17 protein-coding genes, 4 tRNA genes and 2 pseudogenes are annotated in these 18622 nt (G+C 40.9%); 5 read left to right on the forward strand and 18 right to left on the reverse strand.

Translation table 11 applies throughout. The features are described 5' to 3' along the window. Positions 1-574 precede the first annotated feature (574 nt). From C1638_RS12825 to C1638_RS12835, 3 genes are read left to right on the forward strand one after another with little or no spacing between them, the layout of a single operon-like run. Positions 575-1444 carry a sce7726 family protein gene (locus C1638_RS12825; RefSeq protein ID WP_066679297.1) on the forward strand — a complete coding sequence of 290 codons (870 nt, stop codon included), beginning with the start codon at positions 575-577 and terminating at the stop codon, positions 1442-1444. Then, positions 1426-2367: a sce7725 family protein gene (locus tag C1638_RS12830; protein WP_066679298.1), complete on the forward strand. Its 942-nt coding sequence runs from the start codon at positions 1426-1428 to the stop codon at positions 2365-2367. The genes C1638_RS12825 and C1638_RS12830 overlap by 19 nt, the downstream gene beginning before the upstream one ends. Before the next feature lie 52 nt (positions 2368-2419). Then, on the forward strand, positions 2420-3433 hold the full coding sequence (locus tag C1638_RS12835; RefSeq protein WP_066764787.1) for an RES domain-containing protein: 1014 nt from the start codon (positions 2420-2422) through the stop codon (positions 3431-3433). A 3-nt stretch (positions 3434-3436) separates the two neighbouring features. On the opposite strand, the gene C1638_RS12840 is transcribed toward C1638_RS12835, so the two are convergent. From C1638_RS12840 to mobA, 11 genes and pseudogenes are all read right to left on the reverse strand, one after another. Next, positions 3437-4288, reverse strand: coding sequence for an RteC domain-containing protein (locus tag C1638_RS12840; RefSeq protein ID WP_109621546.1), 852 nt, complete (start codon positions 4286-4288; stop codon positions 3437-3439). Positions 4289-4430: 142 nt separating this feature from the next. Continuing rightward, on the reverse strand, positions 4431-5291 hold the full coding sequence (estT, locus tag C1638_RS12845) for a macrolide hydrolase EstT (protein WP_077782102.1): 861 nt from the start codon (positions 5289-5291) through the stop codon (positions 4431-4433). Positions 5292-5308: 17 nt separating this feature from the next. Beyond that, positions 5309-6445, reverse strand: coding sequence for a tetracycline-inactivating monooxygenase Tet(X) (tet(X), locus tag C1638_RS12850; RefSeq protein WP_044502094.1), 1137 nt, complete (start codon positions 6443-6445; stop codon positions 5309-5311). A gap of 23 nt (positions 6446-6468) precedes the next feature. Continuing rightward, the gene (locus tag C1638_RS12855; protein WP_109621548.1) at positions 6469-6846 is read right to left on the reverse strand and encodes a hypothetical protein; all 378 of its coding nucleotides are present in this window, start codon (positions 6844-6846) and stop codon (positions 6469-6471) included. 154 nt (positions 6847-7000) lie between these two features. Then, positions 7001-7696 (reverse strand): annotated as a pseudogene (locus tag C1638_RS12860) (beta-ketoacyl-[acyl-carrier-protein] synthase family protein); the annotation flags it as partial. A 233-nt stretch (positions 7697-7929) separates the two neighbouring features. After that, positions 7930-9423, reverse strand: coding sequence for an IS91-like element ISCR2 family transposase (locus C1638_RS12870; protein WP_001120888.1), 1494 nt, complete (start codon positions 9421-9423; stop codon positions 7930-7932). Positions 9424-9534: 111 nt separating this feature from the next. Beyond that, positions 9535-9840 (reverse strand): LysR family transcriptional regulator, encoded by a 306-nt coding sequence (locus C1638_RS12875; RefSeq protein ID WP_001255015.1) that lies wholly within the window; start codon positions 9838-9840, stop codon positions 9535-9537. A gap of 27 nt (positions 9841-9867) precedes the next feature. Next, the gene (floR, locus tag C1638_RS12880; RefSeq protein WP_066679304.1) at positions 9868-11082 is read right to left on the reverse strand and encodes a chloramphenicol/florfenicol efflux MFS transporter FloR; all 1215 of its coding nucleotides are present in this window, start codon (positions 11080-11082) and stop codon (positions 9868-9870) included. A gap of 196 nt (positions 11083-11278) precedes the next feature. Beyond that, positions 11279-11938, reverse strand: coding sequence for a type B chloramphenicol O-acetyltransferase (catB, locus tag C1638_RS12885; RefSeq protein WP_066679309.1), 660 nt, complete (start codon positions 11936-11938; stop codon positions 11279-11281). A gap of 159 nt (positions 11939-12097) precedes the next feature. Further along, positions 12098-13332 (reverse strand): annotated as a pseudogene (gene mobB, locus C1638_RS12890) (conjugal transfer protein MobB). Between the two features lie 4 nt (positions 13333-13336). Continuing rightward, the gene (gene mobA, locus C1638_RS12895) at positions 13337-13771 is read right to left on the reverse strand and encodes a conjugal transfer protein MobA (RefSeq protein WP_066679312.1); all 435 of its coding nucleotides are present in this window, start codon (positions 13769-13771) and stop codon (positions 13337-13339) included. A gap of 630 nt (positions 13772-14401) precedes the next feature. On the opposite strand from mobA, the gene C1638_RS22360 reads away from it, so the two are divergent. Next, positions 14402-14563, forward strand: a complete 162-nt coding sequence (locus C1638_RS22360) for a hypothetical protein (protein ID WP_165826534.1) — start codon at positions 14402-14404, stop codon at positions 14561-14563. A gap of 60 nt (positions 14564-14623) precedes the next feature. After that, positions 14624-16186, forward strand: a complete 1563-nt coding sequence (locus tag C1638_RS12900) for a recombinase family protein (protein WP_109621786.1) — start codon at positions 14624-14626, stop codon at positions 16184-16186. On the opposite strand, the gene C1638_RS12905 is transcribed toward C1638_RS12900, so the two are convergent. The 7 genes from C1638_RS12905 to C1638_RS12935 all read right to left on the reverse strand — a co-directional run bounded on the left by C1638_RS12905 (position 16149) and on the right by C1638_RS12935 (position 18600). Next, a tRNA-Glu gene (locus tag C1638_RS12905) sits at positions 16149-16220 on the reverse strand. The two genes, C1638_RS12900 and C1638_RS12905, sit on opposite strands and share 38 nt — an antisense overlap. 67 nt (positions 16221-16287) lie before the next feature. Then, a tRNA-Glu gene (locus C1638_RS12910) sits at positions 16288-16359 on the reverse strand. A gap of 85 nt (positions 16360-16444) precedes the next feature. Then, positions 16445-16516, reverse strand: a tRNA-Glu gene (locus C1638_RS12915). Between the two features lie 10 nt (positions 16517-16526). Further along, complete coding sequence (gene rpsT / locus C1638_RS12920) at positions 16527-16781, reverse strand: 30S ribosomal protein S20 (RefSeq protein WP_109621550.1); 255 nt, start codon at positions 16779-16781, stop codon at positions 16527-16529. A gap of 66 nt (positions 16782-16847) precedes the next feature. Beyond that, entirely contained in the window at positions 16848-17168 is a 321-nt protein-coding gene (locus C1638_RS12925) for a hypothetical protein (protein ID WP_076353227.1), read from the reverse strand. A gap of 11 nt (positions 17169-17179) precedes the next feature. Further along, a tRNA-Glu gene (locus C1638_RS12930) sits at positions 17180-17254 on the reverse strand. Positions 17255-17313: 59 nt separating this feature from the next. Beyond that, the gene (locus C1638_RS12935; protein WP_185140430.1) at positions 17314-18600 is read right to left on the reverse strand and encodes an N-acetylmuramoyl-L-alanine amidase family protein; all 1287 of its coding nucleotides are present in this window, start codon (positions 18598-18600) and stop codon (positions 17314-17316) included. Between the last annotated feature and the right edge of the window lie 22 nt (positions 18601-18622).

Below are 18622 nucleotides of genomic sequence, written 5' to 3' on the forward strand. Positions count from 1 at the left end.
CGAACTGAAGTTAAAAGATGATTACAGAGAATGGTAGGTTTAATGATCACGGGCTTGCTATTCTTAAGAGAAAGAATTAATACAAATGCTATTAAGATATTGAACGAACTGAAAGTGATTCCGGCTTTGCTCTTGGATGATCATTAACCTGGAGGTATTTAATTGTTAAGAAGAATGCATGAGTATTGATATATCAAACTAAGAAAGAGCGTAGATAAAGAAAGGATAAGAATAGTGATGTATATCAAAAAGATAAATAGGAGAGGTATAGAAACAAAAAAAAGGATTTTCGAAAAAATCCTTTTTTGTAGCCGAACCCGAACAAATCTCGAAACATTTTTTGGAAGATTTGGAACGGTTAAACTCGTTAAGTCACGAAGCTACTGCCTAAAAGCATTAAGTAGAACCCTAATGAAAAAATATATTTGTTGATACTGTTTTATAATGTTAAAGTATATGTTGGTACATTTTTTTGACTAAATTTATAACCTATTTAAGCCACGAAACCGAATTATCAAGCATTATAATAGTTATCTTTTCGTAATTTGTTACCTTTGTAATGTAAAGAAGTAGTATGAAAACTATACAAAAGTTGAGAGTATTATCACAAATTTTCTCCCCGCCTATGTTCCAAAAGATAGTACGGGAAGACGATTATGTGCTTTTTCAAAAACAAATAGATAAATACTTCAACACTACCTCATACGAAACCAACTTAGACATAATCAAGTCTTTATATAAGTCCTTACAAAAGCAATATAGATGTGAATACATCTATAAGAATAATTTGATTATTGATATTATAAAAACTCATAGCTTAAAATCAACATTAACACTTAATGAACTAAAAATTGGTGCTTCAAAAGCTGACTTGGTTATGTTGAACGGTGCTGTAAGAGTCTATGAGATTAAAACGGAACTTGACGGATTAGAAAAATTGGCAAAACAAATAAATGACTACCAAAAATTTGCCAATGAGGTACATATTGTTACAGATGAAAAATATGCTAAAAAGCTCCAAGTTGAATACGAAAATACAAGCATTGGTATTATCGCATTAAATGCCAAAAATAAATTGGAAACAATAAAAGAGGCAGATGCAAATAAATCTTTCTTCGACTTTGAAACTATTTTTAAAATATTGAGAAAGCAAGAGTATCTTGATTTAGTTGCTGTTAATTTTGGTTCTGTCCCTGATGTTCCTAATACAAAGATTTTTAGAGCTTGTTACGAACTACTTGCCACAATTGATATAGTTGATTTTCAAAAGCAGGTATTAAATAAACTAAAAGAGAGAAAACTATTGAACCCCGACTTGCTGAAATCATCTAAAACCCCAAGAGAACTAAAGCACATTTGTAATTCTTTGGATTTTAATGAGCAGGAATATCAAAGATTGTATAATTTTTTAGCAACCAAAAGCGTATGTATCAACCGTATATAAGAGGAAAGCAGTTTGAGTTGATAGGAATAAGAGAATTAACTAAACCTGTTCTTTTGCCAAATAAAGAAAAAGTATCTCCTATTATTGAACCTGTCAAGGATTCTTCTACTTTAAAGACTACGATAAAAGAATTAGCAAGTAATGATATCAACTTTACAGTTGTTGTTAATCCACAAGTAGGAACATTCAAAGATACCAATGCAATCTTTAATGCTATTAGCAGTTCAGTTGGAGATTATACAAATTATCAGATAGGTGTTATTTTCCATAATAGGATAGACCATTCAAAAGCTATTGGCATTTTACAACAATATGCAAAAGTTATTCCTGCTCTAAGTATTATTCATAATGCCGTGTTTGATAACATTTCAGATGTTCTTAAATCATATCAAGAACATTTTGCCATTCGATATAATGTAATCAATCTATCATCGACAAGTAGAAGATATTTTAGAAATTTTGAAAGAAATACCTTAATTGAACTTGATGATTATTTCAATGCTCAAACAAAGAATGCGGATTATTTGCAAGTAGATGAAAGCAATTTTTCAGAAGAACATATCTATTACAAAGAAGAAGGGTTTGAAGGTTTTTCGGACTATCTTTCTATTGGAGAGGAATATTCGGAAACAGGGTTTCTTCCCTATGCTGTTGCGATACATTTATCTTATGCGGAAGCACAGACAAATAGAATAAAAGTTAAACATTTTGTTTCTGACTCAAATGATGACACATCAGATATTGCAGGAAAGTTTGCTGAGGCGTTAGATAAACTTATTGCTTGGTGTGACCAAACAGGCTATGACTCTATTGCTATATCTGAATTTAGACGATTTCACGAAAACGGACACTTTCCAGGATTAGGGACATTGAAGAAACTTTCCTTAATGAACCATATAGATTTAGTATTGAAATTGATTTAGTATGAATTGTTGCACAAATTGTTTTGAGAGCAGTTATATAAATGCTATCATTTTGGGTAACAAGATAACAGATAATTGTGATTATTGCCTGTCCGAAAATGTGAGTGTCTATGAGGCTTCCGAATTAAACCCTTTCTTTCTTGGGATTATTGACTTGTATGAAGTTGATACCGTCAATGGAAAACCATTAGAAAGTCAAATCATTACGGATTTTCATAAAAAGGTATTTACCCAAAAACTAATTGATACAAATAATATAAAACAGCTCATTGCTGAGATTATTAAAGATGACATTGCCAATTATCAAAATGTTTTAGACAACCCTGTAAGATTAAGGTTTCATAATACAGGAGCAGAGGAAGACGTTACTCAACCGCTTTTCCTTTCTTGGGATAAGTTTTCCGAAGAAATAAAAACCGTAAATAGATTTCATTTTGTAAATGCTTTGGATTTACAAAAATTAAAATCCTTATTCAAACATTTTCAGAAAGATTACAAAAAGGGAAAGAAATTTTATCGAGCAAGAATTAGTAATAATCCACAGGGGTATCCTTTCGAACAAATGGGTAATCCTCCTAATGAATTAGCTAAAAGCGGAAGAGCCAATCCAAATGGTATTTCTTATCTCTATATTGCTAATGACATAACAACAACTTTATATGAAGCAAGAGCAAGTTTATTTGATTACGTTTCTGTCGGTACATTTAAACTTGAAGAAGACATAAGAGTAGTTAATTTAAGTCGCTCCACATACGATGTATTCAGGCTTGCAGAATTAGAGTCTTTAGAAGAAGTTATGTTACACGGTTCTTTCATTGATAAATTAGAAGAAGAACTTTCAAAGCCAAGAAGAAAGAATGACAGCGAATTGGATTATCTGCCAACACAGTATCTTTCAGAACTGATAAAATCAATGGGATTTGACGGTATAGAATTTAGAAGTTCATTATATTCGCAGGGTTATAACGTTGCAATATTTTATCCTGAAAAATTCAAGTGCATTGAAACTAATGTCTATGACATTGAAAATATAAATCTTGAATACACCCAATTAAATACTAAATAAACCCTACCTCCCGTCCTGTTTATCCATATATTCTTCCAAAGAAGATTTCAGTTGGTCTAAAAACGAGGTGCGGGAACCGGCACGGTATTTCATTCGATGGAAAGAGTTATGCAGATCTCCTAAAGTAATCCGGAATAGTTTTTCTAAAACCAAACTGATTTTTCGTATTCCTACTTTACCGTATGAAAGAGAGCCATTCGCATACAGAGCATAAATCAGTTCTATCAAGGCATTTTTACTGTCCGTCCAAAGAATACCATCGGATGAAATATCCCTTGCAGAAAGAGAGCCTGCTATTTCATCATTATTGATTTTTTGGAGTATGTAGGTATAGAGTAGCTCATTTGCTATTATCCGAGCCACTTTGTAATCATAGTAGGTTGAAAACAGAGGGTCAATTTCAAAGACGAAGCTATTCAGTCCATCGTGGAAATTAATGTTGCCCAACCTAAAGTAAGTTTCATCACGGTCTGTTCTTCCTGAACGGTAATATCTGTAAAAATCGGAATTATAGATATGCTCCCTGTATTCCTGTTTTAATTCCCTTAATTGTTCTGAAAAATAACTTGCGTACATCTTTCCTCCATCAACAGGACAAGCTGTCTGTATGCGAAATATTTTATTGTGGTAAATGAGTTTGGAGAGAATGTATGGCTTAATGTTGCGAAAGAAATTGATTTCCTCCCAATGGTTTTTAAAGCCCTGCTGGGTAATATCCTCTCTTATTGACCATAAGTATTCTTGCAGGTATATCGTCGTTTGATATGCTTCATCAATTTCATTAGATGCAGACAGCGAAATAGCATTTTCTTTTCGCTGTATCTCCGAGATGATATGATTTAATGAAGATACCATTTCGTATTTAGTTTACAATATTTCCTTTTATAAAAGAAAATTGCGTAGTATGATTATTAAAAAACACCAAAAGATGTTATTCAAAGAACACATTGATATTAGCTTCAATCTCTAAACCGTTGATTTGGAAATACATAATACCCTATTTGTTCATTCTTTTGTTATTTGTTGTATGTTGCGTTATTCCATCAATAATTTTATTCCAATCTTCGAAATGTAGTTCGTGTCCGGTTCCATCAAGCGTTATTAGTTTTGAGCCGTTTATCTTTTCAAGTAAAACTGCTGAATTCTTAAAATGCCATATTTTATCGTCCGTTCCGTGTACAATTAAGGTTGGTTGATTGATTTCGCTCAATCTGTTCCAGTATTCTTCACCACCTTGCAGTGCCGCATGATTGAACATACTTATATAGTTATTAGCTCTTTTAAATTCGGCTCTAATCAGTTTTTCACTTCTTTGTTTGTCAAATTGTTTCCTGCCGCTCATCAATTCAGCACCTTGAATTAAATAATTTGCCACACTGTCTTCATTTGTCCAATCTACGGTTTCAGCTTTTCCGTGAAAATCTAAAATACGCGTATCCATTTCAGGAATTGTGGGGTCTGAGTCGCCCCAAGGACCTGATGAGATTAGTGTTATTGAACTTACCCTGTCGGCATATTTTATTGATGCTATTTGAGAAATCAGTCCGCCCAGTGAAATTCCCACAAAATTGGCTTTGACTATTTTATAGCCGTCCAAAATTGAAATAGCATCATGGGTTAAGTCAACAATATCATAGGGGGTTGAACCCGGTTCGTAATTAGTAGATTTTCCTACGTCCCTATTGTCGTAGCGAATAACAAAAAATCCCTTTTCAGATAGTTTCTGGCAAAATTCAGCATCCCAATACAACATGGATACCGTTGCTCCCGCAATCAAGAGTATTGCCGGATCTTTTTCACATCCAAAACTTTCGGTAAAAAGTCTTATTCCGTTTTTTTTAACTATTTTCTCTTTCATTTCCTCGCCTTTCTGTTTTATAGATTCATTAGTTTTTGGAAAGAAAAGTCGAGGCTGAACATTTCCGTTTCGTTTATTATTGATTCTGCCTGTGCTTCTCTTCCATAAGCAAACATTTGCTGTTCATAATTTTCAATAGCCTCTTCAATGCTGTTAAATTTCCCATTGGTCAGATTATCCGACAATATCAAGGCATCCATCAACCCACTGTTTACGCCTTGTCCTGCAAAAGGAGGCATCAAATGAGCAGCATCTCCAATCATCGTTATGGGTAATGGACGCTTACTTTTCCAAGACTTATCTAAGGGAAATATTCGTGTCGCTAACCCTACAAAAGATGATGTCAAACGAATCAGTTCTTTGTAGCGTTCGTCCCAATCGGAAAATTTTTTCAGGAGAAAATCAACGACACTATTTCTGTCTTGAAAATCTACCCGCGTTTTGCTTTTCCATTCATCAGGTGTTTTAAAACTTATTCCAAAATGCAATGCACCATTATTATTAGGATTCGCAAATAATAAATTACCTTGATGAGCAGCCATTAGCCGGTTTCCATTGCAAAGCTGAAAAAATCCAGGACAGTTCACCTCCGGTTGATGAATATCCGCTTGTATATTGAAAGTACCTGTTTCTTCAACTTCCGTGTCGGTAACAAATTTTCTTACTTTAGACATTCCACCATTGGCAATAATAACCAGATCTGCTGTTTCACTCGATTTATCCTCAAAAGTTAGTATCCACTTCTCCTTATCAGGTTCAAGGGTAACAAGTTTTCTATCCCAAATGACGGTATCATTTTGTAAACTATTTAATAGGATAGTCCTTAAGTCATTTCTGTTTATTTCAGGATTGTCAAAACGATTTTCGGGTCTTACATTTTTTGTGGTTAAAATATTGCCCTTTTCATCAACAATATTTACACCCATTGGTAAAGCTAAGTCATAATAAGTTTGTAACAATCCCGCTCTTTTCATTGCTTCCTGTCCCGAATCCCTGTGCAGATCAAGTGTCCCACCAAAAATCCTTGCATCTTGGTCTTTGTCTCTCTCGTAAACTGTAATGTCCACGCCGTTTTGCTGTAACAATCTCGCCATTGTTAATCCAACAGGCCCGGCACCAATTATTGTAATTTTTTTATGTTTTAATAAAGTCATATTCTTGTTCGCTGGTTTTAATGTCAACTAATGTCTGTCAATTTAATCACTTTGTTTTTTTTAAATTCAAACACGGATTTTCCTGATAACTTTAGCTTTTGCCCTTTTTTTAAGCCGTTCGGAAAGTCAATTGCTAAAATTGCTGTATAATCAATTTCTATTTCAGTGCTGTTGTCAAAATGCCTAAACGATTTAACTGTCTGTGTTCTCTTTGCAAAGTATGTTTTTGCTGTTTCTGCCTGTTGTTTAAACGCTGTTAACCCTTTCAGCGATAACCTTATATCATTATTTTGAATGTTTTCAAAAACAATATTATCGTCAAGGTCTGCAACCATTTTTTTGATATCAAATTGGTTGTATCCATCGATGTAGTTATTGATGATGTTTACTCTGTCGGTCATATTTTGTAATTATTTATCGGTTACATATTGGTGTTGTCTGTAGGTTGTTCTACGATAATTGCCAACTTTTAACTTCTATACGAAGGAACATGTTGGGATACTTGAACTTTCGATTTAGCGCCAACACGAGCAAACCGAAGTTAGCACCTACTCTCTATTCAGCATATTTTTTAAAAATACTTGTGGCAATGTGTCCGCCAAAACCAAAAGTATTACTCATTGCGTAATTCACTTGCCGTTGTTGTGATTGGTGTAACGTCAAGTTAAATATATCCCTATATTCAGGTTCAATATCTACCGAATTGATTGTTGGCGGAACAATGTTATTCTGAACAGCTTTAATACAAGCGATTGCTTCGATAGCCCCCGCAGCACCTAACAGATGTCCTGTCATTGATTTTGTCGCACTAATATTTAATTTGCCTTGTCTGCCGAAAAGTCTTGCTATTGCTTTTAATTCGCTCATATCGCCTTGTGGTGTTGATGTAGCGTGTGTGTTCAGATAATCTATTTCATTGGCGGAAATATTTGCGTCTTCCAATGCTAAAACCATACCTAAATATGCCCCTTCTCCCTCTGGGTGCGTACCAGTTAAATGATATGCGTCTGAAGCCATGCCACCGCCAGCAATCTCGGCAATAATCGGAGCATTTCGTTTTATAGCGTGTTCATAGTTTTCCAAAATAATTGCACCTGCTCCCTCGCCCATAACAAAACCGTCTCTGTTGATGTCAAAAGGACGTGATGCCATTTGCGGATTTTCATTTAAGGTTGACAATGCTTTTGACGCGTTGAAACCACCAACGGCACTTTCGTTAATAGGCGCTTCCGAACCGCCTGTTATTATCACGTATAGGAAGAATAAACGCCCTTTTCACCCAAGTCCAACAGCTTTGGACCGCAGTTGACTCTTTCGACACCCCTGCGATGCAACCCAATCCGGCTGACGGGGAGCCAGCAACGCTGAAAATTTACCCTCCTCTTTCCCACTAGCGGCTCCTTTTCCGACAACCAGCACGGCGGATCCCTGCCGCGGCGCTGTGAACGCAGCATTTTGATTGGTATCGTTGGCCTTCAGGCTCGTCAGTCAAACAGACCCAGGAGCAGCTCAGCCGGTGGCGCCCGGCTTTCGGGTAACGCCCTGGTCCCGCTGGTTTCGGCTTTGTGCTTCAGGTGATCAAGGATCTGCTTGATCACTATAGGGTCTTCAATGCAGGCGATGACTTTCATGGCGCCGCCGCAGCCGCTGCAGGTCTCGATGTCGATATTGAAAACACGCTTGAGCCGTTGCGCCCATGTCATCGACGCTCGCCGTTGTGCTGGTGTTGCCGGTTCATCAGCCACCCTGACCTTGTTGCCCCTGCCCCGTTTTGCCGGCGTGACCAACGCCCGGTGCCGACTGTTGGGTGCGAACACCCCGTGGAAGCGGGTTAGGTTGACTCTGGGCTTCGGTACCAGGGCGGCCAGCCTTGCAATGAAATCCAATGGTTCGAAAATGACGTGCGTGGTGCCGTCCCGGTACGGCGTCTTGAGCTGGTAGCGCACGTTGCCGCCTCGTGTTAACGACAGCCGCTTCTCGGATACCGCCGGGCGGCTGATGTACCGGCACAGCCGTTCGAGCTTCTTGCGTTCATCGGCCCTGGCCGCCACGCCGGCGTGCAGGCTGGACCCGGCTACCTTGCCAATCCCGTCACCGAACGGATCACCACTGGTCGGCAGAGTTTGCAAAGTGAACACCTTTCGCCCCGCCTGTGAACCGACAGCGATACGGTAAGTGATCGAGTGCCCCAGCAGGGGTGTCATCGGGTCGTCATCCACCGCATCCGAGGCCAGATAGCTGTTTTCGACATCCCGTTCCAGCAGGCCTTGCCGTTCCAGATAGCGACCCACCCGGTGGGCGATGGTGTGCGTCAGCTGGGTGAGCTCTGGGCTGGTCGGCGCCTTGACCCAGCGGAAACGCGCTGAGCCGTGGGATTGCTCGACATACACACCGTCGAGAAACAGCATGTGGAAGTGAACATTCAGATTGAGCGCCGATCCAAAACGCTGGATCAGGGTGACCGCGCCCGTCTTGGCCACTTGGTGGGTATGGCCCGCTTTCTTGACCAGGTGCGTGGCAATGACGCGGTAAACGATGCCCAGCACCCACCCCATGATCTCGGGCCGGCTGGCAAACAGGAAACGCAGCTGAAACGGGAAGCTCAACACCCACTGACGCATGGGTTGTTCAGGCAGTACTTCATCAACCAGCAAGGCGGCACTTTCGGCCATCCGCCGCGCCCCACAGCTCGGGCAGAAACCGCGACGCTTACAGCTGAAAGCGACCAGGTGCTCGGCGTGGCAAGACTCGCAGCGAACCCGTAGAAAGCCATGCTCCAGCCGCCCGCATTGGAGAAATTCTTCAAATTCCCGTTGCACATAGCCCGGCAATTCCTTTCCCTGCTCTGCCATAAGCGCAGCGAATGCCGGGTAATACTCGTCAACGATCTGATAGAGAAGGGTTTGCTCGGGTCGGTGGCTCTGGTAACGACCAGTATCCCGATCCCGGCTGGCCGTCCTGGCCGCCACATGAGGCATGTTCCGCGTCCTTGCAATACTGTGTTTACATACAGTCTATCGCTTAGCGGAAAGTTCTTTTACCCTCAGCCGAAATGCCTGCCGTTGCTAGACATTGCCAGCCAGTGCCCGTCACTCCGCGGTCTTCACTGCGTGATCGAGTTGATCGACACCCGCCGTGACACGCTCCATGAAGTGCCTGCCTGCGTCTGTTAGCCGAACGCCCCGCGCATGGCGCTCAAATAGCAGGACACCAAGGTTATCCTCCAGCGCTTTCACACGCGCGCTGACGCTCGACTGGCTGATACCAAGTGCCTTGGCCGCATGCCGAAAATTCAGATGCTCGGCGACGGCGATGAACTGAACAAGGGAAATGAGCGGTATCCTGCCAGACAGGATACCGACATTCACGAGGTTTCGATGGTTAGTGCGCCGCATCGGAGCGGGCCTGCTACCAGTCGTCGGTTAGACGACTGGCGACTTCTCGGTGGCAGCCCCACGGAGCCGAAGGAGCACCAGCCCCAACGAAACCAGTACCGCCATCGCCGTGGCGTAACAGATCACGGGCCACGCTGTGTCACCGTTTAAAAGTGCCACCGCCAATGTCCCGACAATGCTGACTATCAGGCTTTGAACGCAGAAGTAGAACGCGACCGCTGATCCCGCGATGTCGTCGAACTCTGCCAAAGCGCCGTTCGCGGTAACGGACACCGTGAAGACAATACCGACCGCGACAACCCACATCGGTAGGATGAAGGTGAGGAATGACGGCGAGCCGTAAAGTTCGCCGATCCCCAACAGGACCGCTCCGCAAACAAGCAACGCCATCCCACGCGCCACGCATCCTGCGATGCCCCATCTGGCGACAAAGGACTTCGCGAAACGGGTTGTCACGATCATTACAAGCCCGACAGTGGCGAAGGCAAAGCTGAATCCGATCTCGGAATATTCCGCTTGGCCTATGAGCACACGGGGAGCCGTCGAGAAGAAGACGAAGAAGGTGCCCATACCGGCGCTAAAGCCGACAGTGTAAACCCAAAAAGCCGGACTCGCGAAGATCGGCAAGACAGATCGGCGCGTCTTGACTTGATCCAGAGGGCGGGTTTCGTGCCACCTGAAACCCGCATTTAGGAGTGCGAGCATCGCCAGTATAGCCAAAGTAATGAATATCGCCTGCCATCCCAAGAACTCGCCGATCAATGCTCCGGCGATAGGGCCGAGCGCAGGCACGAACGCCAGCATCGAACTGAAAAGGCCGTAGATGACGACACCCTCAGGACGGTTGGCATAAACGTCGCGAACCGTCGCGAACGTCGCCACCAGCATGGCCGACGCGCCCACTGCTTGAAGTAGACGGAAAGCGACAAAGGCCGGTGCAGTTGAAGACCAAGCTGCTCCCAGAGACGCAATGACGAAAGCCGTTGCGCCCGCAAGTAGAATTGGCCGTCGCCCGATTCTGTCTGAGAGCGGACCAAAAATCACCTGGCCCACGCCGAGCATCACCATATAGAGGCTCAACGTGAGTTGGATCATAGCGGGCGTCGTGTTCAGGATGCCGGGCATCGCTGGAACGACAGGGAGATAAATATCCATCGCCAGTGAAGCGAGGATGTCGAAAGGAGCCATCAGCAGCAGTGCTGCCGGCAACGTATAGGCCCACGCGGGGCGTGTGGTGGTCATTTCTTTTGTTTCCATAAAGCAAAGATATAAATTTCTATCTACTAATAGGTAGATAATCTTAAAAATTTTGCTCGTACTTCTCTCTTTTTGATTTTTGTAATGATTTCTTTATTCAAATACTCCTTTTCAAATTCTACATTAAAAAAAGCCTTTCAGCAATAAAACTGAAAGGCTTTTCGCAGTTGTTACATATAAGTCAAAAACAATACGGGAAATCTCTCTTTTCGATTTTTACAACTTGGTTGTAAAAATCGAAAAGAGACTGTATGTTGCCTGAACAAATTAAAGGTATCGCTTCGGTCAATATGTCTTCATCCCAATCCCACCACTTGATATCTAACAGGATCTGAATCTCTTCGTCCGAAAACCTTTTTTTAATCGGTTTTGCAGGGTTTCCGCCGACAATAGTGTAAGGGGCAACATCTTTGGTGACTAATGACCTACTACCGATTACCGCCCCGTCACCGATCTTCACTCCCGGCATAATCATTGCCTCGCTCCCTATCCAAACATCATTACCGACAACTGTATCGCCCGCGTTTTCAAATCCGTTAATTGCTTTATTGAATGCTTCAATCTCCGGCATATAAAAAAAGGGAAAACTGGATATCCAATTATGTCGATGCCCTTGATTGCCCGCCATTATAAAACTTGCACCGCTACCTATGGAACAGAATGAACCTATGACCAATTTATCAACGTCATCTCTATCTGGAAATAAATAGCGAGCGCAGTCATCAAAAGAATGTCCATGATAATAACCGGAATAGTAGGAATATTTCCCAGCCGTGATATTGGGGTTGGTAATATGGTCTCTAATTATTTTGCCCTTAAATGGGCTATCGAAAAAATTCATCTTTTTAGCATTTATTATTAAATAATTCAATAGAATGTCAGGGCAACATCTATTGCCTTGACAGAGATTATATGTTCCTAAAAATATGCTAATCTGATTTTTTCATACAACAAAGGTAAGTAATTTTAAAACTTGTTTTGAAAATAAGGACAATCTCTATTATTTTTTTTGTCTTGTTTTCTTCTTTTTCTTCATTCTATTGGCAAAATCCTGTTCCTCGTAATCTTCGCCCTGTGCTTGGGGCAACAGGCTGAACAATCCCAAATCAGAACTGTGCGAATGTTCCTGCGTGATAAACTCGAAAAGGTCTTTGGTCGGTTGGTGGTCTATCGTGTTCGTATCGGAAACAGGGCTGTCCTGTGCTTTCAATGCGGGTTTGTTTCCGTTGTTCCACCAATCGTTAAACAGATTTGCCGACAGGTTTCTGTCCAACTGCGAGCCATTCCAAACAGTACGGCTACCATTGTCAATAAAAGTAATACCATAAATCCGTCCGCTGTCGTTTCTGCGGACAACGGTGTGAATGTCCTGTTCGGCAAGTTGCTTTTTAAATTCCTTTTCGCTGTTTGTGGTGTGAATGGCAAGTTCCACCGAATTTTTGAGAACAGACTTCGCAGGGTTGGTTTTCATCTTCTCTTTGGATTGTTCAAAGTGCCGTTGTAATCCGTTTACTCCTGCGTGCTTGCCTTTTCTCCCTTGTCGTTCAAAGCAAAATATACCAATCCGTGTACAGGCTCTCCGTTGCGTTCGCCTTTTATTTCCTCTGCCGTAATATTCAAAAACGAAAGCAAAGCGTTGTATGTCCCAATGCTTGTATATTGGTAATACTTCGGCAGGTGTCGCACTACCGAAGCTATTTGGCTTTTTATATCGCCTTTCTGCTGTTCTACCTTTTTGAAATTTCTGCTGTCGTGTTTCTGTTCCTGCTCGGTAGCTTTGTGCAGATTGTATTTCGTTTCCAAATCCCGACAGATAGCCATTGAGCGAGGGTGGTCGTAATCATCGGGGATTTTCCTGCCGTCAATGCCCACGCAGGTCGAAACGATGTGTATATGCGTGCGGTCAATGTCCGTATGTTTGAATACGATATACGGCTGATTGCCGTAACCCATACGCTCCATATATTCCTGTGCCATTTCGGTAAACTGTTCATCGCTTACCGTGTCTTTCGGGTCGGGGTTCAATGAAATGTGCCGTACCGTCTTTTCCGTTCGGATATTGGCAGACAGATACGGCTCAAAACACTTGTTGAAGTACGCAACGGAATACCTACCGTCCATTGTGTCGGGTATCTTATTCAGCAACAGAACCGCTCCGTTTTCCGTTTCCACTTTCTGCTGATTGTACAAAATAGCTCCGTACATATTGCTTCCCTTTCCGATTTTTGCAACCATTTCTTTACTCTTTGTTTAGGTATTTCTTTTCAAATTCTGCGGTAAGGATTAAAACTTTGAGCAATAATTCTTTCATTGCTGCGGTCTGTTTTTCCAATTTGTAGAGGTATGCCAATGCCTTTTTCTCCGAAAAGTGTGTGTTCAACAGCTTTACAATCTGATTGTAATTGGTTGCTATTCCTCTGAACTGTCCGAAAAACTTGGTCAATCCTGCGTGGTATTCTACCGCATTCATATCAATTTTTACGGTTTTTACCGTCTTTTGAAAGATACAAGCCGTAATGAAATGTGCCTTTATGTTCATTCCCGATTGGTCGAAAAGGGCAAGGAACTTGGCGTTTTCCTCTGCGTTCAGACTGATGGAATACCGATGTACCGCAGGGTCGTTCTTCGGTTTTCTTCCTGTCTTTTTAATCTGTTTTCTGTTCACTTCTTCCATAATCAAATCATTTTAATGTTAAACCAAAACTGCGACTTCGGAGCGGTTTTCAGCCACCTGCAAGGGCAAGTGCTTTTGAGATGCGGAATTTATTCCGAGTAGCTCAAAAGATAACTTGCTCTGAACAGGGGTTCAGAAAATCCGTTCTGCGGAACGGATTGGAGTTAGCCGAAAAAACCAACCGCTTCCATTTGCAAAGTTCGGCAAGACTGTTTGAAAAACAGCTGTTTACAGTCACGACAATGAACGCCAAATAGTGCCACTGACTGCCACTTTTATTTGGGTTGGGGGTTATCTTGACGATGCGTTGCTCCCCCTTAAAATTATTTTCCAAAAGAAAAAAACAGAAAAAAAAGAAAGCCATTTTAACAAGGCGGACAAGCGGAAAAACCAAAAGGAAACGGAATAAGTCCCGAAGGGTGGCGAAGCCATTATGCCGTAGTCTTTTGGTGGGCGGTGCGGTGGCTGTCCGCCTTATCTTTGCTACCTTTTTATTCTTTTTTGAATATGATTTTAACTTCTTTCATAATAATATTTGGCAACTGAACGCCAAATGCTACCTCTCACTGCAACATTGGAAGCCCGACTTGTTTACCTGATTAATTTAGTCAGTACAAAACGAGTTAGGCGATGCAGGAGAGAAAAGAAATAGAAAAAATACCTATCGAGGAAGCAATGGAGCTTCTCCGTGAGGTCGGTATTGACGTGGAACAGGAAACAGCCGAACTGATTATGGAGTTTTTGTACAACCTCACAATGATAATTATCCGTGAATGCTTTGACACCGAATGATTTATTTTGTAATTTAGCTAATCCCACACAAAGTCAATACCCACTTAAAAATGATTAGCTATGAAAAGAGCCGATTTATACATACGTGTTTCCACCGATGAACAAGCGGACAAGGGATATTCACAGCGTGACCAAGAGGAACGCCTGAAAAGATACTGTGCAACCAATAAGATTGCTGTTGGGCAGGTTATTTATGAAGACCATTCCGCCAAGACCTTTAACCGTCCCGAATGGACAAGATTATTGAACAGCCTTAAAAAGAGAAGTTCAAAAACTGACCTTATCCTGTTTACCAAATGGGACAGGTTCAGCCGTAATGCTGGCGATGCTTATCAAATGATTAGCACACTCAACAAACTTGGTATAGAGCCACAGGCGGTAGAACAGCCGTTAGACCTCTCCATTCCCGAAAACAAGATGATGCTTGCCATATATCTTTCTGCTCCCGAAGTAGAGAATGACCGCAGAGCATTGAATACGTTCTACGGTATGCGTAGGGCAAGGAAAGAGGGGCGTTTGATGGGTAGAGCACCTTTTGGATATATCAATAGAAGCAAAGAGGACGGACGAAAATACATTGCTCCGAAAGAACCTGAAGCAACAGCTATGCTGTGGGCTTTCAACGAAATAGCCAAAGGCGTGTTTGCCTGTGACCAAGTACGGCAAAAAATGAATAAGTTGCACAAGACAACTATAAGCCGAAGTGCATTTCACGTTGCCGTACGCAATCCGCTGTACTACGGTAAGATATTCATTGCCAAATTCAAGGACGAAGAAGCACATTTGGTGCAGGGTCAGCACGAACCACTTATATCCAAAGACCTCTTTGATAGGGTACAACTGATATTGGACGGAAACAAAAGGGTAGAACGTCCCAATACCAAAATACTTTCAGACGAGAACTTGCCCCTACGTGGTTTCTTGGTATGTCCCGAATGCGGTCGCAACCTAACGGGAAGTGCTTCCAAAGGAAGAACAAGCCGTTATTACTACTATCATTGTGTTTCCTCTTGTGGCTTTCGTCAAAAAGCCGAATTAGCCAACGATATTTTTGAAAAGAGTATGCGACAGTTTGCGTTGAACGGTACTTCTCAAATAGTAAAAAGACTTCTGTTGGACAACTACAAGAAATTCGCAAAAAATCCGTTTGACGAAAAGAAACAGATTGCACAGGAAATAGATAAACTGAATGCAAGGTTATCAGTAGCACGCAACAAACTGCTGTCTGAAATTATTGATGACGAGGAATATCTCGAAATCAAAGATGAGTGTAGGAAACGGATTGAGAGTTTGGAAGAACAGTTGAGCAAGGACGGTTCTGATACCAAGAAAATCAACGTAGAAAAGTCTTTGGACAGGGCTTTGAAATACATAGAAAGCATTCCTAAAATGTACAGCGAGGGCGAAATCAGAACAAGACGGGATATAATTGGTTCGATATTCCCCGAAAAATTGGAGTTTGACGGAAAAACTTATCGAACCGCTCGAATGAATGTAATCGCAAACTATATCTTTCAGATAACCAACGGATTACTCCAAAAAAAGAACAGGACAAACGAAAGTAAATTTCATTTGTCCTGTTTAGTAGCCCGTAGGGGAATCGAACCCCTCTTACCAGAATGAAAATCTGAGGTCCTAACCGATAGACGAACGGGCCCTCTATCTTCCATTACCTAAGTAATGTGTTAGTTTTTTGTTTTTATAAGTATCAACTCTTAATCTTGTAGCCCGTAGGGGAATCGAACCCCTCTTACCAGAATGAAAATCTGAGGTCCTAACCGATAGACGAACGGGCCGGTTAGATTTTGTTGTAAATAATAGCTTTTCTACTTTTTCTTTAAAAAACCACTGATGTTATACAGTGGTTTTTTAAGATTTAAGTAGCCCGTAGGGGAATCGAACCCCTCTTACCAGAATGAAAATCTGAGGTCCTAACCGATAGACGAACGGGCCAGCTATATTTTTACGCTAATTTATTAACGTGCTTTGTTAATTTGCTTTTCAAGTTAGCTGCTTTGTTTTTGTGGATAATATTTTTCTTAGCTAATTTATCCAATAAAGCGATAACCTTTGGCAGTTGTTCTGTAGCTGCAGCTTTGTTTTCCTCATTTCTTAAGGTTTTCAACGCTGTTCTAGCAGTCTTGTGATAATATCTGTTACGAAGTCTTCTATTTTCGTTTTGTCTAATTCTTTTTAGAGCTGATTTATGATTTGCCATATCGTTTAAATGTGAGTGCAAAACTATAAACTTTTTCTTTAACTACCAAATTTATTTTGAAAATTTTTAATTTTCTTCTGAAAGGTACTTTCTAAGCTTATCTATTGCTTGTTCTATTTTTAAATTTTCCTGTTCTTTTTCTATTTTTTTGATCGTATTTCCAAGCATGATCAGTGCATTGTTCCATTCCCCAGTTGTATTGGTGAAAGTAAGCTCGTCTATTGTTACTTCAAAAGCAACCCTTTCTCCAGTCCTATAAAGTCTGAAACTTATTTTATCATCCCTGCCTGTAATCCCTTCTTCATTGATTTGTAAATCGTAACTTTTTGGGTTAGAGTGGACTTTTTTAAAAAGCAATTTTGCTTCTTGTATTTTTAAATCCGGCATGATATCAAATTTGGTAGCCTATAGGGGAATCGAACCCCTGTTGCAAGAATGAAAATCTTGAGTCCTTACCACTAGACGAATAGGCCAAATTTTGAGGTTGCAAAAATAACAATTAACTTTTAAACCTCAAAATTATTTTTTTAAATTATTTATAAACTTTTTGTATCACCGTGTTTTTGATACCTTTAGCTTCAACCTCTTTCTGAAGCTTTACAGCATCTTCCAACGTATATACTTTTCCATAGGTGTAATAAAAAACACCACTGTCTTTTTCTCTTTCCACATCTTTCAGGTTTTGAAGGATGTATGAATTCCCGTTTAATTTTTCACCGGTGTACACTTCAAGGGTATAATAACCCATGTTTATTCTCTGGTTTGGCATAAACCCTACCGCAAAGGCATTTCTAAATCCTGCGTCTTTAGCGCTTTTCAGATTGATGTCTTTTACAGAAGCCATATTGGTTACTGCGTAGTAATATTTGTACTGTCCGTTTTCTTTAAGAGTCAGGATATAGCTTAATCCTTTCAACGCCGGATCATTCTCATTATATTTCGTAGGAGAACTCATCAATAATATTCTGAAATCATTTTTCAGCGGAGTTTCAGCCGGTTTTTCAGGTTCTTGCTTTCTGGTGGTAAAAGATCCTCCGGATTTTCTGTCAACCGCTTTTTTATAATCAATGATAGCATTATAGATACTTTCTGATATTTCATTCTGCCCTTTTTCTGAGGCAATGTAGTGGCTTTCCTCCGGATGATTGATAAAACCTGTTTCTATCAATACAGAAGGCATGGCATTCATACGCAGAACGTGAAGGTTTTTCTGAAATACCCCTCTTGAAGATCTCTTGTCTTTATTCACAAAATTATCTTCTACCAATCCTCCCAAAAGAAGACTGGACTCAAGATACTTGCTTTGTTGAAGTTTTAACGCAATGAGAGACTCCGGAGATTCCGGATTGTAGGATCCGAAAGTCTGCTTATCCTTTTCATCCAGAAAGATCACGTCATTTTCTCTCTTTGCAACCTCAAGGTTTTCATTGTTTTGGTTAGGCCCCTGTACATAAGTTTCTGTTCCATAAGCTGTAGGTCTTGCTGAAGAGTTACAGTGAATAGAAACAAATAAATCAGCCTTACTCCTGTTGGCAAGGTTGGTTCTGTCAGAGAGAGAAGGGTATTCATCTATCTTACGGGTATAGATAACCTTGAAATCTCTGTTTTTTTCAAGCATTGCCCCAACCTTTAGGGTAATGGCAAGCGTAATGTCTTTTTCTGCGACTCTTCCAATGTCCGAATAGGACCTGTTAGCCCCATGATCACTTCCTCCGTGTCCTGCATCCAAAACGATTGTAAATTTCTTTTGAGAGAAAAAAAAGTTACTCATTAAGATGAGGAGAAATGATAAAATTATTTTAAAATTTTGTTTGTGCATCTTACAGTTATAAAAATTATAT

Source organism: Chryseobacterium oncorhynchi (genome assembly GCF_002899895.1).
Taxonomy (GTDB): domain Bacteria; phylum Bacteroidota; class Bacteroidia; order Flavobacteriales; family Weeksellaceae; genus Chryseobacterium; species Chryseobacterium oncorhynchi.